The 26,838-nt window shown below is 52.6% G+C and carries 16 protein-coding genes; 15 read left to right on the top strand and 1 reads right to left on the bottom strand.

The genetic code is table 11. The features are described 5' to 3' along the window. Positions 1-184 precede the first annotated feature (184 nt). From MYS68_RS26025 to MYS68_RS25965, 13 genes are all read left to right on the top strand, one after another. Positions 185-6,064 (top strand): DUF3320 domain-containing protein, encoded by a 5,880-nt coding sequence (locus tag MYS68_RS26025; RefSeq protein ID WP_248928639.1) that lies wholly within the window; start codon positions 185-187, stop codon positions 6,062-6,064. Between the two features lie 185 nt (positions 6,065-6,249). Beyond that, positions 6,250-7,371 (top strand): Fic family protein, encoded by a 1,122-nt coding sequence (locus MYS68_RS26020; protein WP_248928638.1) that lies wholly within the window; start codon positions 6,250-6,252, stop codon positions 7,369-7,371. 78 nt (positions 7,372-7,449) lie between these two features. Further along, complete coding sequence (locus MYS68_RS26015; protein ID WP_338043676.1) at positions 7,450-7,746, top strand: DNA polymerase beta superfamily protein; 297 nt, start codon at positions 7,450-7,452, stop codon at positions 7,744-7,746. A 289-nt stretch (positions 7,747-8,035) separates the two neighbouring features. Beyond that, positions 8,036-8,218 carry a hypothetical protein gene (locus MYS68_RS26010; protein ID WP_248928636.1) on the top strand — a complete coding sequence of 61 codons (183 nt, stop codon included), beginning with the start codon at positions 8,036-8,038 and terminating at the stop codon, positions 8,216-8,218. Further along, on the top strand, positions 8,205-8,804 hold the full coding sequence (locus MYS68_RS26005; protein ID WP_420852161.1) for an ATPase: 600 nt from the start codon (positions 8,205-8,207) through the stop codon (positions 8,802-8,804). Before MYS68_RS26010 ends, MYS68_RS26005 begins: the two co-directional genes overlap by 14 nt. Before the next feature lie 126 nt (positions 8,805-8,930). After that, positions 8,931-9,488, top strand: coding sequence for an HD domain-containing protein (locus MYS68_RS26000; RefSeq protein ID WP_248928635.1), 558 nt, complete (start codon positions 8,931-8,933; stop codon positions 9,486-9,488). Further along, complete coding sequence (locus tag MYS68_RS25995) at positions 9,481-12,933, top strand: glycoside hydrolase family 2 TIM barrel-domain containing protein (protein ID WP_248928634.1); 3,453 nt, start codon at positions 9,481-9,483, stop codon at positions 12,931-12,933. The genes MYS68_RS26000 and MYS68_RS25995 overlap by 8 nt, the downstream gene beginning before the upstream one ends. 108 nt (positions 12,934-13,041) lie before the next feature. After that, the gene (locus MYS68_RS25990) at positions 13,042-13,434 is read left to right on the top strand and encodes a hypothetical protein (RefSeq protein WP_248928633.1); all 393 of its coding nucleotides are present in this window, start codon (positions 13,042-13,044) and stop codon (positions 13,432-13,434) included. A 24-nt stretch (positions 13,435-13,458) separates the two neighbouring features. Next, positions 13,459-14,094, top strand: a complete 636-nt coding sequence (locus tag MYS68_RS25985; protein WP_248928632.1) for a DUF7986 domain-containing protein — start codon at positions 13,459-13,461, stop codon at positions 14,092-14,094. Between the two features lie 149 nt (positions 14,095-14,243). After that, a complete protein-coding gene (locus MYS68_RS25980) occupies positions 14,244-15,677 on the top strand; it encodes a Wadjet anti-phage system protein JetA family protein (RefSeq protein ID WP_248928631.1) in 1,434 nt (477 codons plus the stop codon). Then, positions 15,674-16,282: a DUF4194 domain-containing protein gene (locus MYS68_RS25975; RefSeq protein ID WP_248928630.1), complete on the top strand. Its 609-nt coding sequence runs from the start codon at positions 15,674-15,676 to the stop codon at positions 16,280-16,282. Before MYS68_RS25980 ends, MYS68_RS25975 begins: the two co-directional genes overlap by 4 nt. Continuing rightward, a complete protein-coding gene (locus MYS68_RS25970; protein WP_248928629.1) occupies positions 16,251-19,676 on the top strand; it encodes an ATP-binding protein in 3,426 nt (1,141 codons plus the stop codon). The genes MYS68_RS25975 and MYS68_RS25970 overlap by 32 nt, the downstream gene beginning before the upstream one ends. Positions 19,677-19,980: 304 nt before the next feature. Beyond that, positions 19,981-21,291, top strand: a complete 1,311-nt coding sequence (locus MYS68_RS25965) for a Wadjet anti-phage system protein JetD domain-containing protein (protein ID WP_248928628.1) — start codon at positions 19,981-19,983, stop codon at positions 21,289-21,291. A gap of 84 nt (positions 21,292-21,375) precedes the next feature. On the opposite strand, the gene MYS68_RS25960 is transcribed toward MYS68_RS25965, so the two are convergent. Then, the gene (locus MYS68_RS25960; protein WP_248928627.1) at positions 21,376-21,945 is read right to left on the bottom strand and encodes an MCP four helix bundle domain-containing protein; all 570 of its coding nucleotides are present in this window, start codon (positions 21,943-21,945) and stop codon (positions 21,376-21,378) included. Between the two features lie 366 nt (positions 21,946-22,311). On the opposite strand from MYS68_RS25960, the gene MYS68_RS25955 reads away from it, so the two are divergent. Together MYS68_RS25955 and MYS68_RS25950 are read left to right on the top strand one after the other, a co-directional pair. Continuing rightward, positions 22,312-23,817 (top strand): L,D-transpeptidase family protein, encoded by a 1,506-nt coding sequence (locus MYS68_RS25955; protein ID WP_248928626.1) that lies wholly within the window; start codon positions 22,312-22,314, stop codon positions 23,815-23,817. Between the two features lie 926 nt (positions 23,818-24,743). Then, positions 24,744-26,600, top strand: a complete 1,857-nt coding sequence (locus MYS68_RS25950; protein WP_248928614.1) for an IS1634 family transposase — start codon at positions 24,744-24,746, stop codon at positions 26,598-26,600. Positions 26,601-26,838: the final 238 nt, after the last annotated feature.

Here is a 26,838-nt window from a genome sequence, read left to right as displayed (position 1 = left end):
GCTATATTCTCGGTCCTGACCCAAATTGGATACTCTCTTAGGCAGCAGGGGTGATTTTCCTATTTCTGCAAAATTCCCTGTCGAAAACCGCAGAAATACGCGGGTTTTAGTGTTATTATAGTACTAATTGGAAATTCGGCAGGTGAAGAGAACTAGAGAACAAAGAGGACTGGAGGTTACAACATTGGACAAAGCGATACGCTGCGAATGGTCATATAGTGAGACGGTCAATTACGGCATGCAACAAAATCAGGTACCTCTTGTGAAAGGTATCGCAATCACGAATGCGACAGAAGAGGAGATTCGAGGCGTCACGGTTAGATTAACCTCGGAGCCGGAGTTTGTCTATGAGTGGAGTAAGGTTTATGACGTTCTACCTGCTGGGCAATCACTCGATCTTGGTGCGATTCCATTGCAAATGTCTTCTACGTTTCTTGGACAATTATCGGAGCGCATCACCGGCATCTTGACTTTAAGCGTAACTCAAGGTGAAACGGAACTGCTGCAGGAACGGGGATCGATCGCCGTTCTTGCTTTTGATGAGTGGAGCGGGCTTTCCATTCTGCCCGAAATGACAGCCGCCTTCGTGACACCGAATCACCCGCACGTCTCCCAAGTTGTTCGCGAAGCCGCTGACATTTTAGGAAAATGGAGCGGAAACCCTTCATTTACGGCTTATCAAAGTAAGGACCCTAACCGGGTACGCATGCAAGCTGCTGCGATTTATGCAGCTCTGCAACAAAAAGGTATTACATATTGTGTGGCTCCTCCAAGCTTTGAACTCGTCGGCCAGCGTGTTCGGCTTCCGGAAACGATTTTCACCCATCGAATGGGGAACTGCCTGGATTTGTCTTTATTATACGCAGCCTGCTTGGAAGCTATCGGTCTGCATCCGCTACTAGTATTTACCCAAGGGCACGCTTTTGCGGGGGTCTGGTTAGAGGAAGAGACGTTCTCAGAAAGTGTTCAGGATGACATATCCGTATTAACCAAGAGGCTTGCTGCGGGCATTAACGAGATCTGCGTGGTAGAATCAACAGCCTATACAGAAGGAAAGTCTATAAGCTTCGATCAAGCCTCTGCACTGGCGGCAGCACATTTGCAAGACCCGGATCAATTTGATTGTTTGGTCGATATACGCCGGGCGCGTGCAGCCGCAATACGGCCTTTGCCGTTGCGAACGACGACGACTGACGGATGGGTGATCGAGCTGTCTGAATCTGTACAGGCTGAAAATGCGTCAGTACCGGAACTGTTAGACGTGCTTGAAAAGCCGCTTGAAGTAGACTCCCTACCGCAAATAACCAGACAGAAGCAGTGGGAACGCCGACTCCTAGATTTGACTTTACGTAATTCGCTTCTTAACTTTCGTCTTTCAAAATCAAGTATCCCTTTGATAACGGCTCAATTAGGGGATCTGGAAGATGCGCTTGCAGAGGGAGAAGAGTTCCAAATGCTGGCGAAGCCAAGCGATTGGCAGGATAACGGACGCAACGCCAGCTTGTATCAGGGTATTTACAGCGATCACCCGCTGGCTCAATTGCTGCGGGAGGAATTTAAACGGAAACGTCTGCGCGTCGACTTGAATGCGATGGAATTGGAACGCAGAATCGTACATCTTTATCGTTCGGCGAAAAGCTCGCTCGAAGAGAACGGCGCAAACACACTCTATCTTGCACTTGGTTTGTTGAAATGGTATGAATCGCCGGTAAGCGAGAAGCCTCGTTATGCGCCGTTGGTATTAATTCCTGTCGATATTTTGCGTAAATCTTCTCGTCTTGGGTATGTGATTCGGGCGCGGGATGAAGAACCACAGATGAATATTACACTTCTTGAAATGCTGAAGCAGGATTTCGGTATCGGCATAGATGGCCTTGATCCGCTGCCAAGAGAGGACAAGGGGATTGCACTCAAACAAGTTTTCAATGTGATTCGGCATGCCCTTATTCATGTTTCTCGTTGGGATGTCGAAGAGACCGCGTATCTGGGGTTATTTTCTTTCGGCCAATTTGTAATGTGGAACGATATCCGTACGCGAGCGGATCAATTAGCCGAGAATAAGGTTGTGGCAAGCCTTATGGAAGGAAGTCTCAAGTGGCAGGAGCAAGCCGGCGAAACAGAGAGAAAGCTTGATGAAGATCATCCTTCAAGCCTCGCCATGCCAATTAGCGCGGATTCCTCGCAGTTATCGGCTATACGTGCCGCCGCGAGCGGACAGAGCTTTGTTCTTCATGGCCCGCCTGGGACCGGTAAGAGTCAAACCATTACCAACATGATTGCGGGTGCACTGGCAGAAGGGAAGAGAGTGCTGTTTGTAGCTGAGAAGATGGCGGCCCTTTCCGTTGTGCAGCGCAGGCTGGAGCAGATTGGTCTAGGCTCATTTTGCCTGGAGCTGCATTCTAACAAAAGTACGAAAAAGTCGGTGCTTGATCAATTAGCAGCAGCCATCGAAGCCAGACGGGTTCCACCTTCGGAGACATGGAACAGCCAAGCTGAGCGTTTGTTTCAATTGCGAAGCAGGCTGAATAGCTATGTGGATGCTCTTCATCGCAAGCATCACTTCGGACTGAGTTTGTATGACGCCATAACCGGGTTTGAGAAAGCCAGTGAAGGGCCGGTTGTTGTCCGATTCGATGATGCGAGCCTTGATAAATTAACTCCTGAGCAGATCGTAGCCTGGAGGGATCTTACGGCACAGATTCAAGTGGCCGGTGCGCAGTGCGGAAACCCCTACCTTCATCCTTGGAGCGACTCCGGTCTTACATCGTATTCACAAGCTGTAAGAAGCCAGGTCGAGACACTGCTGAACAGGTACATTCCGGAGCTCGCCAATCTTCGGACGACCGCAAATAAAGCGGCGGAATGGTTTGGAATGGCCGGGCTCCCTTTGAACTACAAGAATATGCAGGTGCTTGCTCAATTAGCCGAGCTTGCTACTCGCGTCCCTGACCTCAAGGTGGCGGTTTTCCAAGCACAAGAGGTGGAAGAGCCCTTGACAGCGTTGAGGGCTGCCGTCGATCAAGGCAGAAAACGAGACCGTATCAGGGAGACCGTATTTGCCGGATACGATTCGTCGGAACTTACCCATTTCGATGCCAAAATGATATTGGCGGAGTGGAACAAACTGGAGCTTCAGTGGTTTCTGCCTAAATGGAGCGGTCAAAATCGGATCTATAAAATGATGAAAAGGCTAGTGAAATCCGGTAAGGCGCTGGCTAAAAATCAAGTGAAAGAGGCACTAATTGAAATTATAACCTGGCAGGAAGAAGAACAGAAGCTGAAAGGCTTGAAAGGAACGGTAGCTCCATTCCTAGGCTCAACGCTGTTAGGGGATGGAGAAGGTCGTTGGGACGAAATATCTGAAGCTTGTGACTGGCTTATGCAGGTGCAGACGCTGCTAGTACAAGGGCTCGGCAGCCAGGCAGCAGCGAACCAGGCGAGAATTCAGATGGCGGAGCCGCTGGTTCAAGCCCGACACGATCAAGCTCAAATTCAGTTTTTCAAAAATATGCTGAGTCGTCATGCTCAAATCACGGAGGACGAGGAGGAACTGCGCCGATTACTAAACATTTCATTTGAACGGTTAAGGTCCGCGCCTGAAAGTGGGGATTGGCATATTTATATGTTGGAAAAGTCCAAGCTTTGGGCATTACATCTTGATCGCTTGCGGGACTGGAGCACTTGGTGCAGAGTGCGCTCTGCAGCAGAGGAGAATGGACTGCTTCCACTTATTACTCCGTATGAGCGGGGGCAATTAACCAACGAACAGCTTCTTGTTGCTTTTGAGCGCGGTCTACATAAGTCGATAGCCAATTACATCATAGCCCGTGACGAAGTCTTAATGGCTTTCTCGGGAAATTTGTTTGAGGAGACGATCCAGCGGTTTAAAGATACGGACGAACATTTTTCAAAATTAACGCAGCAAGAGATTGCGGCGCGTTTGTCCTCGAGGGTCCCCCAGATGACTCAAGAAGCTGCGCAAAGCTCGGAGGCGGGCATTTTACAGCGAGCGATACGAAGCGGCGGGAGGAACATTTCGATCCGCAAATTGTTTGAGCAAATTCCGAATTTGCTTCGAAGACTGACACCGTGCATGTTGATGAGCCCCATCTCGGTGGCCCAGTATCTCGATCCAAATGGGGCCAAGTTTGATCTGGTTATCTTTGACGAAGCCTCGCAGGTTCCTACGGCGCAAGCGGTAGGGGCGTTAGCACGTGGAAATCAAGCAGTGATTGTAGGTGATCCTAAGCAATTGCCTCCGACCGCTTTTTTCGCCAAGAGCAATAGTGAATCGGAGGACGAAGATCAGGCACTGCAGGATATGGAGAGCATTCTGGATGACTGTTTGGCGTTAGGGATGCCTGAGCGGCATTTGTCCTGGCATTACCGCAGTCGACACGAGAGCTTGATTGCATTTAGCAACGCTCATTATTACGAGAACAAGCTTTTGACCTTCCCGTCCCCGGATGAGCCTGTTTCAAGTGTGACGTGGCGCCCTGTGGAAGGCTTCTATGACCGGGGACGTACGAAACAGAACCGGGCCGAAGGCGAGGCTGTCGTTGCAGAGGTGATTCGCCGCATCAAGGACCCTGTATTACGGGAGCGAAGCATCGGCGTTGTCACCTTCAGTTCCATTCAGCAGACGCTTATTGAAGATATGTTAGAGGAAGCATGTAAGCGTGAGGCGGAGCTGGATATGTTATTAGCACAGCTGCCGGAACCCATTTTTATCAAAAACCTGGAAAACGTCCAGGGAGATGAACGGGACGTAATTTTATTTTCGGTTGGTTATGGTCCTGACGCCTCAGGCAAGGTAAGTCTTAATTTTGGTCCGTTGAATCGTGAAGGCGGCTGGCGGCGATTGAACGTAGCCGTATCCAGAGCCAGACATGAGATGATAGTCTTCTCGACGCTTCGTTCCCATCATCTGCAGGCAAGCCGGATCAGCGCACAGGGGGTGCTGGGCTTAAAAGCGTTTCTGGACTATGCTGAAAAAGGAAAGCAGACACTGCCTGTCGGTCAGGCCGTAGGATATATTCCGATCGTTTCTCATCTTCACCGTAGCCTGGCCAGCGAACTAAAAGCTTTCGGATACGACACGGATCTTTACGTAGGGGCATCGGGTTATCGCGTCGATATTGGCGTGCTGGATCCGGAGCATCAAGGCCAATACCTCGTGGGCATTCTTCTCGATGGACCTATGTATGAAAATGCTGAAACTGCTCGTGATCGCGATATTTTACGGGAACGGGTGCTCCGTCAGCTCGGTTGGAATCTGCTGAGGGTATGGAGCCCGGATTGGTGGGAGAACAGGCAGAATGTCGTTCGGCATATAGTTGAAGCTATTGAGCATGCCAAAGACAAGAAGTCGCAGATTCAACCCGTAACGCCGCCTGCCAGCAAGGAACCGAGTCAGCTAAATCAGAAAGCTGCTATTTCTGCAAAATTTGAGGCACTAGCTGAGATGAATCCTGTTGACATCAACCAGTCAAGTAAATCTACGCACATACCGTTGTACAAGCAATGCATACTTGATCCCGTATCGTTCGGTGCAGAGCAATTTTATTTGCCGAATTACACCGATCTGATCTTAGGACAAATTAAGAGGGTCATCGAAGAAGAGGGACCCATTAGCCGAAATTTATTAACTAAGCGTATCTTACAGGCTTGGGGAATTACACGGTTGGGTGCCAAGCTGGACCAGCGATTTTCCGATTTGTTTGCTAGGATGAGGCTTCGAACAACGAAAATGGAAGGAATTATATACTTTTGGCCGGAAGAAACTCAGCCGCATCAATACGGAATGTTTCGAATTTCAGCCGAGGAATCGCAGCGTCGTGCGGCAGAAGATCTACCGCCCGAGGAAGTAGCGGCTGCCGTTAAAGCAGTTTTGGATTCGCAGATCAGTCTTCCACCAGAGGAATTGATCAAACAAGTTGTTAAAATTTTGGGCTACGCCAGAAGCGGTACCGCATTGGAGAAAGTGGTGAAGTTTGGAATTCAGAAAGCGATTGAACTGGGCTACGTCCTGGTAGATGATAATCAGCGCATAGTGATCAAATAGTCAGATGATAAACGACCAGATACTCGTGTCGAAACGATCAAGGTCATGCACGATCCAAGCCCTCATCTTGCAATAACAAGGTGAGGGCTTTTACGAATGCATCTATCAAGCCATTATCAGGAGTGGCGAATGTTTTTGCGGCAAAATAGCGGCAATGTTATAATAGAAATAAGGATGGTGATTTTGTGTTCATACCCAAATATTCAATAACCGATCGCATTGCTCGCAAACTTATGGATATACAGCGTGCCAGTGTAGTTGTTGATTTGCTCCCGTTACCCGCATCAATACTCGACTTGCTGAAGAAAGAATCGATGGAAAAGACGGTGATTCTCTCAACAAAGATCGAAGGAAATACGCTCGATGAGGCGATGAAAAGAAAAGTCCTGTACCGCAATAGCAATAATAATGAGGAACAGGAAGTTTATAATTTAATGAAAGCTTTGGAATACCTGGATGAAGCAGAAAAAAGGCAACTGCCGGTTACGGAAGAATTTATTAAGAAGCTGCATGCCATTATTAGAATATCTCACGGGCGCAGACCACGTATTAGCGATTATCGGGAAGAACAAAATCAAGTAGGGAGTCGTAATGCTTCCGGATTCTACTTGCCCCCCGAATGGACTGACGTCCCACTACTGATGGAAGATTTAGTTGCCTGGATTAACTCTCCGGAAACTTATTCGATTCCGGTTCCGATCAAAGCGGGGATATTTATGTGGCAGTTTTTGACGATTCATCCGTATATGGATGGGAATGGTCGGACTGCCAGGATGGCAACGACCTATCTCCTTCGCCGCGGTGGATATGGTTTGAAAGGATTATTTGTGCTTGAAAATTTCTATGATCGCAATTTGGCAGAATACTACCGCAGACTCCAATTGGGCCTTCACCACAATTATTATTTCGGGAGAAACGAGGCCGATTTGACTCTGTGGCTCGAATTTTTTATCGATGGTCTGTCAGAGGTATTCCAGGAGGCTGCTGTCATTGTCATGGAGAAATCTGCTCAAATGACGAAAATCGAACCGGAACTGATTCGAAAGTTAGACCCCCAGCAAAGAATGGTTTTTGCTCAATTGACCTTTAAACAGGATACAATAACGACAAGCGAAATGAGGGAGCTTCTACGCTTGTCGGATCGCTCAATCAGGGAAAAGATAAGTCAATGGAGGGAACAAGGGTTTATTGAACCACGCGATCATGACGCCAAAAGAGTTCGTTCTATTAAACTAGCGGCAGCTTATGAGCAGTTGGCTCGGGAAATTCGTAATGCGCCCGAAAAGTTTCCGCATTTTATTAAATGATGAATTTTTAACAAAGCCTCGCGGTCTGCACCGATTAAAGATATTTTATGTTGCCTGAATATATAAAAAGCCCAATGGATCGAAAGGCATAACGCGATGCCGCCGATTGAGTTTGATGCTTTGGTCGAAGGTTTAGTGCCGGAAGGAAGCAGGCTCAGGAGAGTGATCGGGGAATTGCTTGCCCGCAAAAAGGCCGGCGATGAAATGGATTATGAACCGCGAATCCACTCGATCGACGAATATTTGGAGGAAAAGATCGCCTATTTCAGCGATGCGGTTTCCCGAATCCCTGCAGCTGTGAGGAATCAAGATCAGAAGCTGGATCAATTGTTCCGATCGGCGCTGAGGGAAGTTTGGCAGACAAATGGTTTGTAAGAGGAGCGTTGTTATTAAGCCGGAGGTACTGGATGATCGTATGTTGCCGTACATGAAGGTTCGTAACGAGGTTATAAACCCGCTGACGTTAGAAACTTTTTAATTTGTAGTATAATGGTAATAGCGAAAGGCGGTTTTATGGTCAGCAGGAAGGTCACAAACCGCCCTTGAAGAACTGGCCGACTACTCTGACAGTGAAACAAATATCATAAGGACATGCGAAATGTGGCTCATAAGGTAAGCTGAAAGGTTATTAATGATATTCTAAATGAAAACGGAGGTGTACGATATGGAAAAGATTGATGACATAAAGAAGCTCATTAGACTGACCGGAGAAAGGGCAAAAATTGATGCCAGGGCCAATGGAACTTACGTCGTTTACAAAGATGAAGAGACTGGTAAATTGGTAAAGGAGTACTCCGATGGCGGGAAGGAGTTCCTGCCAGAGGAGAAGAAAGATGGATATGTCTGATTCGAAAGCTACGATGTTTGTTTTTGCCGGAAACAATGGTAGCGGCAAGAGTACGATTCGCAATCTAATCATTGATCGAATAGGCATTAATGTCAATATTGATCCGGATGCATTGGCCAGACGTATTAACCCTTTACAACCGGAAAAAGCTCGGGTTTCTGCCGGGAAGGAAGCCATTCGTTTAGCACGAGAATGCATTAAAACGAAAAGGGAATTTTCCATTGAAACGACTTTGTCCGGTGGGTATGCAATAAAGCTTATGCAGGCAGCAAAGGCGAATCAATTTCAGATATCCATGTTTTATGTTGGCTTGGGGGATCCCAATTTAAATATCGAACGTGTTGCCATTCGGGTCCGAAATGGAGGCCATTACATTCCTAGCGAAGATATAATGTATCGCCATCACACTTCACTGCAAAATTTGTTAGATTATATGGATCTGGTAAATGAATTGTATGTCATTGACAATAGTACACTGGACGGGAAAATCGTATTAGAGGCAGCGAATGGTAAGTTGAAGAACAAAATTGAACCATTGCCAACATGGGTTGTGCCAATCCGCAACAAACTGCAGACAACTCCCTAACCCCAACCCCCCCTACCATAAGGCAACCCGGATCCCGGGTTATTTTTTTGCCCCTAATCCAACAGGAATAATCTGTAACCCGTCGAATCATAAAACATAGAATCCATTCGATGGGAAGTGTATTCCATGCCAATCATAGATCGTGCGATTGAATTTGCGGCGAAAGCGCATGAAAAGCAAAGGCGGAAAGGGACGGATATCCCTTACATCAGCCACCCGTTCGCGGTGGGCATGCTGCTTGTGGAAGCGGGCTGCTCCGAGGAGGTCGTGGCCGCGGGGCTGCTGCATGATACGCTTGAGGATACCGAGGTGACCGAGGAGGAGCTGGAGGCTCACTTCGGCCCGCGTGTGCTGGAGATTGTGAGAGGCTGCTCCGAGCCGGATAAGAGCGCCCCCTGGGAAGAGCGGAAGCGGCATACGCTGGAGTTTTTGCAGACGGCTCCGCTGGCGGTGCGGCAGGTGGCGTGTGCGGATAAGCTCCATAATCTTCGGACCATCAGGCGCGATTTGGAGCAGATGGGCGAGAAGGCATGGGACAAGTTCAAGCGTGGGCGCGACAGCCAGAAATGGTATTACGAGGGTATCGTGGACAGCTTGGGGCATGGTGCGGGTTTTCCTTTGCTGGAGGCTTTAAGGGCTGAGGTGGCGCGGGTGTTTGGAAAGGGGCACACCAACCATGAATAAGAAAATCCTCTTTAACGATGGCTGGGAATTTGCGAAAAGCAGCCTGGATGTCACCGACTGCGCTTTCTTGACCTTTGAGCCGATAGATATCCCTCACGATTGGCTGATCTACGATACGCTGAATCTGTACGAAAACAGCATCGGCTGGTACCGCAAAAGATTTACATACGCGAAAGCCGAGGGGGCGGAGCAGGTTCTGCTCTACTTCGACGGGGTGTACATGGACTCGACCGTCTATGTGAACGGTCAGTTTGTCGGCGAATGGAAATACGGATACTCCTCTTTCGAGCATGAGATCACAGGCGCCGTTGTGGAAGGGGAAAATGAGATTCTGGTGAAAGTCGTGCACCAAAGCCCGAACAGCCGGTGGTATTCGGGGGCCGGCATTTACCGAAATGTGTGGCTGAAGACGAGAAACCGCAATCATATCGTCACGGACGGCATTTATATCTCCACGAAGCGGGAAGGGGACGTTTGGCAGGTCGAAATCGAGACTGACCTGAACATCCATCACGACGTGCAAATCACGCAGACCATCCTCTATAAAGGTGCACAAGTTGCCGTCGCTTCGGATCAGGTTGCTGCGGGAACCGATCCCCGGTCGCAGCTTCGGCAGACGCTGCAGGTGAAAAGCCCCTCGCTGTGGAGCCCGGACGAGCCGAATCTGTACCGGCTCGTTACCGGGCTGCGTCTGGTTTCCGCCGACGCCGATCGGGATGCGGTCCTGGAAGAGACACCTCTCGAAACGGTCACGCAAAATATCGGGTTCCGTGAAGTCATGCTTGACCCGGAGATGGGCTTCAGCCTGAACGGCAGGAAGATGAAGCTGAACGGCGTTTGCGAGCATCACGATTTGGGAGCACTCGGAGCCGCATTTAATAAAGAGGCGCTCCGAAGGCGGTTTGTCATTCTGAAAGAGATGGGCGTGAACGCGATACGGACCGCCCACAATATGCCGGCGCCGGAGCTGATGGATTTGGCGGACGAGATGGGGCTGCTCGTCGTCTCGGAAGCTTTTGACATGTGGGAGAGGCCGAAGACGCCTTACGATTACGCGAGATTTTTCAAGGAATGGGCTTTGATCGATGTGAAGAGCTGGGTGATGCGGGACCGGAACCATCCGAGCCTCATCATGTGGAGTATCGGCAACGAGATTTACGATACGCATGCGGACGAGAGAGGGCAGGAAATCACCCGCATGCTGATGGAGGAAGTGCGGAAGTACGATCCGAAGGAAAACGGCCGGGTGACGATCGGCTCGAACTATATGCCGTGGGAGAACGCCCAGAAATGCGCGGATATCGTCAAGGTGGCCGGCTACAACTACGCGGAGAAATATTACCGCAAGCATCACGAAGAGCATCCGGACTGGATCATTTACGGCAGCGAGACGGCCTCGGTCGTGCAGAGCCGGGGCATTTATCGTTTCCCGTTCGAGAGGTCGATTTTGGCCGACGACGACGAGCAGTGCTCCGCGCTGGGCAACAGCTCGACGAGCTGGGGGGCGAAGTCGGCGGAGGCGTGCATTTTGGCGGAAAGGGATACGCCGTTCTCGCTCGGGCAGTTTCTATGGACGGGCTTCGACTATATCGGCGAGCCTACGCCTTACCATACGAAAAACTCGTATTTCGGGCAGATCGATACGGCGACATTCAAGAAGGATTCGTATTACATCTACCAGGCGGCGTGGACGGATTATAAGACGAAGCCGATGGTTCATATTTTCCCGTACTGGGACTTCAACCCGGGGCAAATGATCGATGTGCGGGTATGCTCGAATGCGCCGAAGATCGAGCTGCAGCTGAACGGCTCCACCGTCGGAACCTACGATATAGACCACAACCACGGAACGCAGCTGCTCGGCTGGTGGAAGATTCCCTACGAACCGGGGGAGCTCAAAGCGATCGCCTACGACGAGAACGGTGAAGTGATTGCCACGGATACCGGAGCTTCGTTTAAAGATGCGAAGAAGATTCGCTTGCAGGCGGATAAAGAAACGCTGACCGCGAACGGCATGGACCTTATTTTTGTGGAAATCGCGATGGAAGATGAAGACGGCCGTCCGGTGGAAAATGCGAATAACCGGGTGCGCGTCGAGGTGACGGGAGCGGGGCGGCTGATCGGCCTGGATAACGGGGACAGCACCGACTACGATCCGTATAAAGGGGTAAGCCGAAGGTTGTTCAGCGGCAAGCTGATGGCGATCATCGGGGCGACGCCGGAGCCCGGAAAGATCCGCATCGAGGTATCTTCCGCAGGGATGGAGCCTCAAGCTGCGGAGTTTGAGGCGCTGCCCGCGGCGGGTGAAGATCTGGCGGGAATTTCCGCCTATATGCGGAACCGCGAGCTGCCCTGCGTCATGGGAAGTCCGGAGGAGATTCCTCTCCGCAAGATCGAGATCGTCAGCGAGTCCGGGCAGCTTTTTGACGAGAACCGAAAAGAGATGGTCGTTCAGGCGCGGCTGTACCCGGAGCATACGTCATACCGGGAAGTGGAATGGAGCGTCGTGAACGACGCGGGGATCGCCTCGAACATTGCCAAGGTCGTAGCGTCGGGTCTCGATGCGAAGGTTACGGCTCTCGGCGACGGGGAATTCCGGCTTCGCTGCACAAGCCGGAACGGCACGGACAAGACGAAGCTCATCTCGCAGCTGGAATTCAAGGCGACGGGTCTCGGCACGGCCTATAAGGATCCTTACGGTTTCATTTCCGCTGGGCTGTACGATTACAGCAAAGGCGAGGTCGGCAACGGCAACGAACGGGGCGTGGCTACGGCACGGGACGGTGAAACCCGGGTCGGTTTTCGCGACATCGACTTCGGGCCGTACGGGTCGGATACGATCACGATTCCGATTTTCGCTTTGACAAGCGAAGAGTACGCTCTGCAGATTTGGGAAGGGATGCCGGACGAAGAAGGCAGCGAGCTGGTGGCCGATGTGATTTACCAGAAGCCTTCCAAATGGAACGTGTATCAGGAGGAAACGTACCGTTTGTCCAAGAGGCTTCGCGGGGTTACGTCGATTTGTTTTGTGCTCCGGAAGAAGGTGCACATCAAGGGATTTTCTTTTGCCAAAAGGAACCGGGCGTTCGAGCAAAATCCCGCTGCAGAAAGCGATCGCATTTACGGGGATACGTTTGCCGTCACGGAGCGTGGTGTCGAGGGGATCGGGAATAATGTGTCGCTGGTGTTCGAGCAGATGGATTTTACGGATGAGGGAGCAACGAAGCTGGTTGTTTACGGCAGGTCCCCTATTGAGAAGAACACCATTCATATCCGCTTCGCGGGTCCGGATGGCGATAGCAACCAGCTTGTCGAGTTCACGCACTCGGACGGGTATGCCGAGCGGGTGTTCGAGTTGGAGAAAGTGACCGGGGAGCAGCAGGTGACGTTTATTTTTCTGCCCGGCAGCCATTTCGATTTCGGCTGGTTCCGGTTTGAGAGGTAAGCTGCTGCCCATTTGTTTACAATCGCCGTATTAACCTGTATAGTAGTATCGTCATTTTGCACAAGCAAGGTGATGATTCCGGGAATCCGCCAAGGGAGCGAAGAAAAAATGATGAATAACCGTTGGTCGGGCAGTCCCAAACCTGCAAAGCTGACCCCATCGGATAAAGCAAGGCTGGAAGCGGCAGTCAACCGCTTTGTTTTTGCATCGCAACGGCTTCGGGAGATTGTTCACCGTGTTGAAATTAAAGCAGGGCGAATTTATTTGTATCGGCTGCACGAGCAATTCGGCTGGGACAACCCCGACGTGCAATTTATTAAACCGCTGATTGACGGAAAATATGCCGTGTTCCCGATGGCGCGTATCACGCTTTACGATGCTTCAGGCAATACGTGCGAAGCGGATTGGCAACGTCACACAGGACAATGGATGAGTTTGTACAATGGCGGTATGGATGAATGCCTGCATTTTATTGAACAAAACGAACAATTGTTTCAATGACACCGAGTAAGGAGGCAGCGAACAATGAATTTACTGGACCAGTATAAAAGTTACAGGAAAATGCAGTTTGAGCTGCATAAAAAGATTTTGAAAGAAATAGCTCGCATTAATGACTTGAAGAAGTCTGCCGAAATGTTAGGTGTTTTGAAAAATAACGATATCGTGTTGGAAAAGGAAGAGGAGAGGGATTCGCTCCTAGACTTCATTGTGTATGAAACGACCGTAACCGGCCCAAGCGCATTCACCCTCTATGCGGAAAAACATCCTCCCGCAAATGAAGAGGAAGCCGAACTGTATCAGGCGATGAAGCGATCGGCAACGGCTCTTTACGAGATTGAAGATATCGATGTGTCCGCTTGCATTCTCAAGCTTAAAGGGATGGATACGAATCAAGTTGTTAATGTCATAGACTTGGGGATGAGCCAAACTTTGAAGAAAGGAATGCTTTTGTTTTCCAGGATTGTCCGGTTTGACGAGTATGGGATGACATCGGGGCTTGTCTATGGCTTTTCCGAAAACCACCGGGTTTACGTGATGAGCCGAAGCCGGAAGCTGATGAAGAAAGTAAAAAGCGGTAACGAATCGGTCGATAGATTTGTCGCTTTTTTCCATCTTAACCGCTCGGACGGGGTCCCCAGATTGTTGGAGAAAGTGAAGTAGCCGACGAATGGAAGTTGACGAAATGGCCAGAAGCCGTTCTCGCTGAAGGGAACGGTCTGTTTTTTTATTGTATTTTCCATACGGCCAAGCCCGAAAACATGGTATAATTTTTACAATGATCGACAAAAAGTGCCGAGGGAACGTGTGTGATGACGATGAAATTGTTTGACGTGATTCCGGAAGGGCTGTTTCAGCTCTTGTCGGGGCCGAACAAACGCATATATGCGGAGGCGCTGCTGCTGCTGTTCGATCATGCGCAAACCGAACGGTTCGGGATCCGCTATGAAGTAATGCGCGATCTGCTGCAGGAGATGCTGGAAACGTACAAGGAGCTGGGAGATGACCTTGCCGTAACCGATGAGGAAGGCCAAGACGCCGCCCCGGAGCGGGATCAGCTTAGCCTGGAGGACATCACGCGCGCTCAGGCAGGGGCGGTGCTGAGGCGGCTCGAGCGCCTGAGATGGATCGGCGTGGAGACGCGCTCGCAATTCGAGCGGTTTATCGTGCTGCCGCATTACGCCATCCGGATCATCGGGGTGCTGAAGGAGCTGTGCGATGCGAAAACGGTCGAGTACCAGCGCTTCGCGTTTCTCATTTACCAGTCGCTGACCGGAGATGCGGCGAAGCATCAGCCTTGCTCCGCCGTGCTCGGCGCGGCTGACGTCAGCGGGCAGTTCCGCCAGGAGCTGGTTTCGCTTTACAACAATATGAAGCATCATATGGAGCAGGTGGTTCGCCAGACATCTATTCAGGATGTGCTGGACCACCATTTCGATCATTATAAATCGCAAATTATCGACAAGAGCTACCACCGGTTGAAAACGTCGGATCACGTAGCCCGCTACCGGATGCAAATTTTAAATACGGTGCAGATGTGGCTGCTGGACCGGGATCAACTGGAGGAGGCGGCGCTGGACGGGGTTACCAGCGGCATGTTCCCCTCGCAGGAAGAAGCGGAGCATGCGGTCAGGCAGGCGCTTTTTTTCATCGAAGATACGTTTACGGGCCTGGAGGAGCTGTTTTACCAAATCGATGTGCGGCATAACCAGTATTTGCGCTCGTCCTACGACCGCGCCCGCTATTTGAGCCAGCAAAACGAAGGTACGGACCGGCAGCTTGCGCGGGTGCTGGAGCTGATCGGAAAAAGGCATGACGCAAAAGACTGGGGTCGGCTGTTTGCCTTGCGGCAGGTACGCGGGGTGTCGGAGCAATCGATGTTTTCTCCGCGCCGCAAAAGAGCGCCCCACCAACCGGACGTGCACGTGAAGGTGGACGTGCCGGAGGATGTGCTGGCCGAGCTGCGCAGTTATAACCGGGAGCGGATGCGCAAGGCGATTACCCGCAAGAAGGTTGATGATTACGTGCTGGGCCGCATGGGCGACCGCGCGGAGATGGAGATGGAAGAGCTGGCGCCGCAAACCGCCGAGCAGTTCATTATGCTCGGATACGTATATTTGTACGGGTCCGACGGCGGGTCTGGCTTTCGCATCAAGCGCAGCGAGACGAGGAGAATTTTGGAAATCGGCGGGTACCGGTTCGACGGCCATACGATCGTGCGCAAGGAAGGGAGTGGCCGCAGATGATGTTTCACGACGTGAGCGATTCGGAGCAGGGGAAAATACGGGACGTTATCAACCGGCTGCTTGAGGTCAACTTGCTTGTCAAGGAAAAGGACCGTGAGGCCTACATGGTAATCCGCCGCCACCGTCCGGCTCTGGAGGCATATTTTCGCTTTCTCGGGTGGGAGCTGTCGGTGGATGAGCGGCATGAATGCGTCTATTTGCATATCCCCGATGGGCGGCTGCGTAAGCGATTGGACCGCGAGCAGACGGTGTGGCTGCTCGTTCTGCGGCTGATTTACGAGGAGAAGCGGCAAGGGCTGTCCCTCGCGGATTTTCCGATGACGACGCTGTACGAAATTCGCAGCAAATACGAGACGTTCCGGCTTGACTGGGTGAACCGGACTACGCTGGATAAGCTGATCCGGTTCTGCTCGCAGTTTCAGCTGCTGGAACCGCTCGATGAAGATACGCGTTCCGACGATGCCCGGTTCAAGCTGTTCCATACATGGATGTATTTGATTCAAGCCGACGGGCTGAAGCAGCTGGCCGAGCGGCTGGAGAGGTACGAAACCGGCGGGGAAGGAGATTTGTTCGATGAAGTGGATGAAGCGGCTTCGCTTGATTAATTGGCATTATTTTACCGACGTGACGCTTGAGTTCGGCAAGCAGACGCTCATCACCGGGCAAAATGCGGCTGGCAAGTCGACGATCATCGACGCGCTCCAGGTCCTGTTCGTCGCCGACCAGCGGCTCATCCGCTTTAACGCGGCGGCGCACGACGAAGCGAAGCGCAGCTTTGAAAATTACTTGAGAGGAAAGATCGGCAGCGACGAGAGATCTTTCCTGCGGGACGGTGACTTTACGACTTACATTGTCGCCGAGTTCCGTGATGACGACAAGCGGGAGTCGTTTGTCGTCGGCACCGCCGTCGACGTGTACCGCGACCGTTCGTACGAGGAGGAATTTTTTATTTTAGCCGATTGCCGGCTGGACGATTTGGACTTCGTCAGCGTTCAAGGACATCTCCTGAACCGCGAAGAATTCCGGCGGCGCTACGGATCCGGCTCGGGCGGCGCGCAATCGCCCGGCGCAGGCGGCAGGATCAAGTCGCTGTTCGAGCGCAACAAGTCCAATTATCAGAAGGCGCTGCTCGCCCGGATGGGGCAGCTGCAGGAGCGCTTTTTCCGAATTTTCACCAAAGCGCTGTCGTTCAAGCCAATCCAAAATATTCGCGACTTTGTCTACGATTACATTTTGGATAAGCGGGAGCTTCAGCTCGACCTGATGAAGCAAAACTTCGATATCCACGAACGCTACCGGATGGAGCTGGAGCTGCTGCAGCAGCGCAAGACGCAGCTGCAAACGATTCGCGGCAGCTACCAGCAGTACGTTCGCTTGAAAGAGACGATCAAGGAGCAAGACTATGTCATTCGCAAATTGAAAGCGGCCTATGAAGCGGAAAATCTCGAGCAGCAGGAGCGCGCCAGGACGCAGGCGGAGGAGCGGCTTGTTCATGTCCGGGAGCAGATCGGTTTGGCCGAGCTGAAGAAAAACGAGGCCGGCGAGCAAAGCCGCGATGCTTACCAGCGCTGGCAAAACAACGCCGCCGAGCAGCGGAAGCGGGAGCTGGAGGCGCAAATCCGCGAGCTTGAACGCAAACGCGCGGAGCTGGAGCGGCAGCTCGGCGTCTACCGGGCTCAGCTTGGCAAGGAGCATCGGCTTCTGGATGCTTTTGCAGAGTGGCCAGGCAACGACTATTGGCCGTGGGAGCCCGGTGAGCGGGAGCAGGCCCTTCGGCTCAGGGACGACATGGCCCGGCTGGTCCAGCTTGCCGAGCACGGCGCCGTGGCTGCGCACGAGGAAGAATCGTGGGCGGCCGTGCTGGAGGAAGCCGGCGCTGCGCTGTCCGGCTGGTATGAGCGGTTGCTCGGCGGCGAGTCCCGGCTGAAGGAGGCGCTGCGCGCGGCGGATGAACGGATTCGCGAGCTGGAGCTGATCATCCGCGAGCTGGAGCAGAAGCGGCGCAGCTATGCGGAGCCCGTGCGCCGGCTGAAGGCGCTGCTGGAAGACAGGCTGAAGGGGCGGTCCGCTGTCTGGATTTTTTGCGAGGAGACGGAACTGGCGGACGAAGGCTGGAGGAACGTGTTGGAGGGGTACCTCAATACGCAGCGGTTCGATCTTCTTGTCGAGCCGGATTGCTTCGCGGAGGCGCTGGGCATCTATGAACGGGAAAAATGGAAGCACCAGATTGAGGGCGTCGGTCTTGTCGATACGGACAAGGAGCGGCGTTACCTCGGTACGGCAGAGCCGGGATCGCTGGCCGAGGAGCTGCAGGCGGAGCATCCCGTCATTCAGGCGCATGTGGAGCATTTGCTTGGCAAGGTGATGAAGGCGGCGGACGAGCAGGAGCTGCGCAAGCACCGCACGGCAGTTACGCAAAGCTGCATGGTGTACAGCAACCTTGTCGCCCGGCAAATTCCGAAAAGGCAATATGAGGTGCCCTACATAGGGACCAAAGCGATCGCCCGGCAGCTGGAAATCCGCCGCGCTGAGCTGAAGGCGGCCCGCGAGGAAGCAGACTGGCTGCGCTCGCTGGCGGACGGCCTTCGGTACTGGATCGACCGGATGAAGGAAAAGCGGTCGCTTTACGCGAATTTGGCCGCGAACCTGAAGCTGATGCGCGAGCGCGAGGAAGGCGGGCTTCTGCTGGCGCAGGCGGATGCCGAGCTGCAGCGGCTCGATCTGTCCGAAGCGGACCGGCTCAAGGCCGAATACGAGCATTGGCGGGAAGCGGAGCGGCAGTGGACCGCCAAGTGGGGCGAGCTGCAGAAGGAGGACGGCGAAGCGCAGAGCGAGTGCAAGCAGCTAGCCGCAGCGGTGCTGCTGCAGCAAACCAGGGTGCGCGAAGCCGAGGCCGTATTGGCGCAATGGGTGGCCGAGCATGGTCCGGAAAGCGAGCAGCGTGCGCTGCAGCGATTCGAGGAAGCGCGGCGGCAGAATCCGGCGGCCAGCACGTGGCAGAGGCTGCAAGGTATGGAGAACAGCTGGAAGGGGCAGCAGACGCGCCGGGACGATCAGTTCAAGGAAGTCGTCAAATTCCGGCAAAAGTACAATATCGACCACGCTTTTGCCGGCGATGTGAACGACCCGGACAACGCCGCCTACGAGAAGCTGCTCGAGCAGATCGAGCATCTGGACATCCCGGAGTACCAGCAGAAGGTGGAGGCGGCTCTTGCCGAGTCGGAAGAGGAGTTCAAATCGCATTTTATCTTCAAGCTGCGGGAAGCGATCGAGATGGCCCGCCGCGAGTTCCAGCAGCTTAACCATGCGCTTCGGCATTTTCCTTTTTCCGACGACAAGTACCACTTCGAGGTTTCCGCGAGCGACCGCTACCGGAAGTTTTACGAGGCTGTGATGGATCCGCTGCTTATGGAAAAAGGCTCGCTCTTCGATTTGCCGGACAACGACCGGACGGCGGTCCTGCACGAGCTGTTCGAAAAGCTCGTGCGCGGCGAAGCGGGGGACATGGAGGAATTCACCGATTACCGCCAGTACCTTGACTTCGATATTATGGTCACCTCCGGCAACGGGGCCCGCTACCGGTTCTCGCAGGTGCTGAAGGAGAAGTCGGGCGGGGAGACGCAGACGCCGTTTTACATCGCGATTTTGGCGTCCTTTCACCATCTGTATTCGAACAAAAGCTCGCGCCTCGTCGTCTTCGACGAAGCGTTCAACAAAATGGACGAGCAGCGGATCCAGTCCAGCCTGCGCCTGATCAAGCAGATGGGGCTTCAGCTCATCGCGGCCGTGCCGGACGAGAAGATGCAGCATATGGCGCCGGAGGTGACGACCACGCTGTTTGTCAGCAAGCATAATTATCAGTGTTTTGTCGATATGATCGACAGATGGGACGAGGCTGATGACGCGTCTGGAGATGCCGCCCAAAGGACGGAAGAAGCCGCCGGGGCCAAGGGGCATCTTCGACGGGACGAAATGGCTGAGCAGGGGACGCTCTTTTGAGCCGCCATGGGGCCGACAATCCCGCCGATGAGCGCTGCCGCATCACCTGCTGCACAGTACCGCAGCAACTGCCTGAGGCGGGCCGCAGCATCCGCCTTGCAAGTTCCGCCGCACGCCGGGAGAGGCACGGGAACGGACCATAGCAATAGCGGTAACTCCGACTCTCGCGTTCGGTCTGCGATCGGTGTCAAAGCGCTAACCGGACAGCATGAAAATGGGCGCCGGGCATCCAGTCTTCCTTTCGGTGGAGTTACCAGGGCTATCTTAAGGGCGCAGCAAACCGTTCAGGAGGTTTCGGTCTTATATGGAGTTAAATGAATCGTCGTACAAGCGTCAGTTTACCCGCAGGCTGCTGGATATCCTCCTCGGCAAATACGAGCAGAGCCAATCGTTCGCCACCGGAGTTCCGGGCAAGCAGCGGCCGCAGCTGGCGATGGGCAAAAGCCCGTTTACCGCCGATTATAACGATGAGATGGATTTCCGCAAGCGGCAGTGGATGAATGAAGCGCTGCTTGAGCTGGAGCATCTCGGCGTCCTCGAGTTAGTCTGGGCAAAGTTTAGCGCCGGCACGGATATCGACAAGGTGATCCTGCCGTTGGACCGGGTGCAGCAAGCATACGGTTTGGCCGGAATCGTACCGCTCAAGGAGAAACTCGAGCGTCTCCGTCAGGTGCTGGCACCGCTGGCGAATCATCCCTGGGTGTGGGTGCGCAAATGGCGGGAGAAGGCGGATGCCGCGTTGTCGCAAGGAAAAAGCCCGCATCTCGACGTCGACGATCCTTCGGGATACGAGGACCTCGTGCGGGCGCTGAGCGAGCTGCCGCTGCTGGAAGGGAATTCCGTCTCTATCCGACTGTTCAGCCAGCGCCTGTTTCAGGATTCGAAGCATCTGGAGCGCTCGGTGCTCAAAAGGCTGCTGGCTTTGGCGAAAATGGCTTCCGGCGAGCAGCGCGATACGGAGGAGGAGTGGCTCGACCTGCTCGGGCTTGCCCGAAATCCGCAGTACGTTTGGCTGAGCGGACCGCTGACGTTTCAGATCGATAGCCGGGAGCTGAGCTGCGAGCCGTTTGCCGGAGGCGTCGGATTATCCGCTGAAACCGTCCGGAAGATGACGGAGGTCGCCACGACGGCGCGGCGTATTGTGACGATCGAGAACCTGACCAGCTACCACCAATGGCTGGAGCAGCGCTGCGACCGAAGCGCCGAGGAGCTGGTCATCTACACGGGCGGTTATCCCCGCCGCTTGCTGCAAAGCTTTTTCCGCAAGCTGTCCGGGGCGGTCCGGCCCGCGGGGGATCGGCTCATGCCCGAAGCGTACCACTGGGGCGATATCGACATCGGGGGAATTCGGATTTATGAGTATGTGAAGGCACGATTTATCCCTCATTTGCAGCCGTTATGGATGGACGCAGCCACTTTGCTGAAGTACGAGGCCGCAGCGGCGGAAGCCAGCGAGGAATACGCCGTGCAGCTTCGGCAGGCGTTGAGCGATCCGCAATATGCGGATTGGCGCCCGGTGCTGGAAATGATGCTGGAGAAGGGCATTCGGCTGGAGCAGGAAGTCATTTCGGATGTGACACGCGAGACCATAGCGGAGGAGAGGTCCTCCGGGTGAAAGCATACGCGAGCCCGACAGCAAAAAACGGCCATCCTTTCACGATATGACGTGAGGGGATGGCCGTTCCTTTTTGGCTGCTTCCTACAGCCTGAATTTGCTGATCAGCTGCTGCAGCTCGGCCGCCATGTCGGACAGGGAGGCCGCAGAGGCGGATATTTCCTCCATCGAGGCAAGCTGCTCTTCCGTGGCCGTCGATACGCTCTGCGACTCGGAGGCGGCATGCTCAGCCCCGGCCGATTGTACGGCTTCGCTTTTGCTGGTACCCGCCAAGGCAATGGCCTGCTCGGCGCTTTCCTTAAACTGTTTGTTCAGCTCGCCCAATTTGTTCAAAGCCTCTTTATCCTCATCGCGCCGAACCATCGGCAGCGTTTTGACAATAATGTCCGATACCTCCTTATTCGCCTGTCTGTATGTCGCCAGCCCTTCCTGATTTTGGGTCAGCAAATAATCGCGAAGACTGCTCATCTGCTGCAGCGCGCTTGCCCGAATATCTTTGGAATTCGCTAAAATAATTTCTCTTCGGCCCACCAGATCGTTGTAGGAGCTTTGGATATGCCTCAGTTCAAACAGTGAAAAACCGCTGATTCCCGCCAGAAGCAAGGAAATGGTTAAAAAACCGAGGACAAGCTTTATCCCGATGGCAAGTCTCACATGTATTCCTCCTTCTCTGTCTTTTTGCAAAATTTGACAATATGTATACGAATAATTGGGATAAAGGCTTCAAATTTGTAGGCATATTTGTCGAATTTTTACAAAATGTTCACATAACAATGGAAGGATGGGACTTTAGGGTTATTTCATGAGTCTTATATCCGGGCAAAAGCCGTCTCTTCATTATGAATGAGAAGACGCTATTGACCTGATACAAAATGTATCGTAGTATTTGGGGTAGAGGGCTGTTTTCTTATGATCGGCAACCTCGTAGGAGTAGGAAAAAAATTTGCGTTTTATGATACAATATGTATCAAAAAACGCCGCGCGAACCTGAGAACGGATCAAATGACAGGGGGGACACTATTGGACCGAACAAGCAGCCGTTTTAAAAGCCACTTGGATGAGAAGGTCGTACATCTGCACAAAAATCTATACATTAACCGCAGCGATCCTATGTATTATGAGAAGGTTTTGCGGTATTTGGACCCCAAATCGCCCGAGGCGCATTACAAGGTGGGACAAAAATACGAGCAGCAGGGCGCCAAAGAAAAAGCGGTCTATCATTACAACGAATGCATGAAGACCTATCCTTCGCCATATTATTACGATGCATCCGGCTCCCTCCGCAGGTTAGGCAGGAACCCCGCGCCTCCGCCGCGCGTGGAGATGCCATCTCCGCCGCAGGCAGTGGTCTATAGGAGCAGACCGGCTCTGCCGTATTTTTGGAAGGTGATGCTCGTTGCTCTACTGCTGCTCAATTTGATTCTTTTGGGGCTTTTTCTGGGAAAAGATTCGATTCCCCTTTCGGTTTCCGCGCTGAAGCCGTGGGGCGTAGGGAAAGAAATCACTTACGAGAGCGTAGAGATGCCGTTTATTATGTATTTCCCTTACGACAAACCGCACAAGGACGTTGAGCAAGCTCTGTACGATCAAGCCTTGGGGCTCGCCAAAACAAATCCGGGGCAGCATATTTGGATATACGGAATTGCCAAAAGCGGATCCGGCACCGGAAAGAAAGCGGTTCCGATGACAGATGCGGCGTGGAAGCAGATGGCTTTTGTCGTGGCGGAATATAACTTGGCGGAGGACCGGACGGTCAAGATCCGCTTTCTTAATACGGATTTTCAAAAGCTGAAGCCCGTTACGGAAGCGGGCGCCAATCTCGTGCGCACGGCGCTGGAGGCTTATATAGCCGATACCGGCGCAGCGCCGATCTCGCTGGACGAGCTGGTCCGGGACTACCCGCACAACTATTTGAGCTTCATCCCGAAGGAAGCGCAGTCCGGCCTGAGCCGCATTGCCCGTAAGTACGACGGTTCCGGCGGATGGGTGTATGACGCGTCGGCTGCGCAGGTTCGAGATATGTTTTATCCGAATGTCCCCGGGGAGCGGGGGGCGCAGGCTCCGGACTTTGGGCGTTATCGGCTGGTAGTGGGCAAAAGCGGCCATTCGCTTCAGCTGCTCTCCGGCTCGACGCTGCTGATGGAGAAGGAGGTCGGGCTGGGAGCGACAGACTCGACGCCGGAAGGGACCTTTACCGTAACCGACCGGGTGAAGGAGCCGCAGGGCCAGCATCCGGGGGTTTATGGAAACGCCGCACTCGGCATGGGCGGCATTGCCATTCACGGCACCAACGCTCCCGAGTCGATCGGCAAGGATATGTCGCTCGGCTGCATCCGGATGGCCAATGCGGATATGGAAGAGCTGTACCCCTTGGTCCCGAGGGGGACCCTGGTGTCGATCGGCGATCAGCCGCAGTCCGGTGTGAAATTCGCTTCCGTGGAGTGGAATCCGGGGCAGCTTGCTCCTGCCGCAGCGGGCGGAGCGAATGAAACGGCAAACGGGAAAGTTTTTTATTGGCTGGGGTAAAAAAATGTTCTTGCCCGGGCATAGAGGCCGGCCCATGCGCAATGCTGCGCCGATGCCCCTTGACCGGAAGCGGTGCGGAAAACCGGGGGAGCGTCGAACGGTGCCGGAGCGATTCAGCCTTTATATAGCGAGAACCCCCGGTTAGCGCGGCTGCGTACCATGAATCTGCATGAAAAAGAGTTTAATAACTTTAATGCTTGCTGCTTCATGCTTGTTCACGGTTGCTGTACCTGCATTCGCAAGCGATGCAAATTTGTATTTAGACACTTATGGTCAAACTCAATCCACAGGATTACTTGAAGGTAAAAAATGTTTCCTTTTTTAATGTATTTAATTATGGTGGTGATGAAGTGTGGTGCGAATTGACTGATCAAAATAATAATCTGCTTGCAGCAGGATGGTTAAACCCTGATTCATCGATAACCAACAGTCGCTGGGCTAACCCCCGATACACAAATTGATGGCGCGGCATCGTTGTCTTGGAATTATTGGAATCTGCCTCCCGTAAATAACTCAATAACCTCAATTAATATGACTATTGGATGTACTGGTTCATGTGATACTGGTGGATTTATAAGTGTGTATACTCTGTTGGAATTAGATAAAAGCCGCTAAATTATGAGGCTTTTATCTATTTTTTTTGCATATTGAAGTGCGTGGCTTAACGCGCTACCGCTATCGAGTCTATAACTTTAATATTTCAGCCTACAACTTTATTATCGAGTCTGCATCTTTATTATTTGCGAACAGATAGAAGTTATTAGCCCAACTTTCCGCGGTTTTTGCCCGATTTGGAGCAAAAGCCGCTTTTTCGTACCCGAAACCCCTTGATCTTACTGGGGTCACTCTTCAAAGTCGCAAATGTAGTGACCTAATATATGTTTAAAGTATTTACTTTATTTTCGGTTTCTGCTATGGTTAAAGGTATGTTCATTCGTCAAACCTCTACCCAACACAAAAAATCGAATACCACGTACACCAAGCATCAATTGGTCGAGTCCTACCGTACCGGCAAAGGCCCGCGCCAACGGGTCATTATGGAACTAGGTACGCTCACGCTCCCCAAATCTCAGTGGCGCACGTTGGCTGCCGTTCTGGAAGCTCGTTTAGCCGGACAAGATTCTCTCCTGGCCGAAGAGCCTGCGATTGCCGAAGCGGCCGATGCGGCGATGAAGCATTACCGGTTCGTTCAAACCAAAGCCCAAGAAAAGCAACAACGGCACGAACAACGCGAACTGGTCACCGTGGATCTTCAGAGTATCGCTTCCTCCGAACACCGTTCACTCGGTCCGGAATTGGTCGCGCATACCTTTTGGGAGCGATTAGGATTGAACCGAATTCTGAAAGACTGTGGATTATCCACGCAGCAACAGGCGCTTGCTCAAGCGGTCGTGATCGGTCGGCTCGTTGCTCCTTCCAGCGATTTGGCGGCATGGCATTGGCTTCGCAACCAAACCGCCTTGTTGGAACTGTTGCCGACGGATCTTTCTCGCATCCGTAAAGATGCCATTTACGAGATCGCGGACGAACTGCTTGCCCACAAAGTTCGGATCGAGCAGGCGCTGCGCGACCAGGAAGCGCTCTTGTTTCCGAGCCGGACGACATTGTTTCTGTATGATTTGACCAACACGTATTTCGAGGGCCAGTGCAAGAACAATACGCTGGCCAAACGCGGCAAATCCAAAGAACAACGCGCTGACCGGCCGCTGGTGACGCTGGCGCTCGTGGTGGATCACCGGGGTTTTCCGATCTTTAGCCGCATTTATGGCGGCAACCAATCCGAACCGAAAACGCTGCCGGACATTCTGGATCGCCTGTACACACCGGAAGAACCGCATCTGTTTGCCCAAGAGCGGCCGACGATCGTCATGGATCGGGGGATTGCCACCAAGGACAATATCCAGTTGCTCAAATCCGGCGGTTATCCTTATCTGGTGGTCGAGCGCCGGGCTGTCGAGAAAGAGTATGTGCAGGAATTCGAACAGGCCAGAAACACATTCGAACCCATCGGCAATGACGTCACCTCCGAGACGGTTTTTGTCAAAAAAATCCCGTGGGAGAACGGCTCACGGGTACTCTGCCTGAGCGCCGGACGGGAACAGAAAGAACAAGCGATGGACGCGCTCAAGGAAGAGCGTTTCCTGCAGGACCTGGTCCGCTTACAGATGTCCGTTGCCAAAGGCAACATTCAACTTGTCGAAAAGGTTGGCGAACGGGTCGGTCGACTGAAAGAGCGATACCCGAGCATCGCTGCTCACTACGACATCGTACTGCAGCTCGATGAGGCAAAGAAGAAGGTGACGGCTGTCACTTACGTCAAGAAAGAAAGCCGCGCCAAACGTCAAACATTGACCGGTTGTTACGTGATTGAAACCAGTCATCAGGACTTGGCGGCGGCAGACATTTGGCGACTGTACACGACGCTTACGCAAGTCGAAGAAGCGTTTCGTTCGCTGAAGACGGATTTGGGTATGCGTCCTGTTTACCATCAGCAAAAGAGTCGGACGGAAGGTCACTTGTTTATTTCCGTGCTGGCGTATCACTTGCTCATAAGCATCGAGAAGACGCTCATCGAGCAAGATGATCACCGCCGTTGGTCAACGGTGCGCAACGTATTATCCACGCATCAACGCAGCACGATCATGCTCACCGATGCTCAGGACCAGATTCACCACATTCGGGTTTCGAGTTCGCCGGAAAGCGCTCATCAGGAAATCTATCGATTGCTCGATATCAAAGATCCGCTCAAACGCAAACATACGGTGGTTGCAAAAAGATTGTAGTGACCAATAAAATTTTGAAAACCCAATCAAATCAAGGCTTCATCCGACTAATGGCGGAAAGTTGGGTTAGTTTTTAAGGAACGTCTGCTATCGACAGCAAGCTACAGTACTTTGTAGCCTGTTACAAACACTTGTTTTTTCCCCTAAATACCAAGGTAGCTGTGATTTGCCTCTATTGGATCAATATGCTATTTTATAACATATATAGACAATTTTAAGAAACATGACATAAAACTAC

It is taken from the genome of Paenibacillus hamazuiensis, assembly GCF_023276405.1.
GTDB classification, from domain to species: domain Bacteria; phylum Bacillota; class Bacilli; order Paenibacillales; family NBRC-103111; genus Paenibacillus_AF; species Paenibacillus_AF hamazuiensis.
Note: the sequence above shows the minus strand (reverse complement) of the source record. Positions and strands in the feature narration are given on the sequence as shown.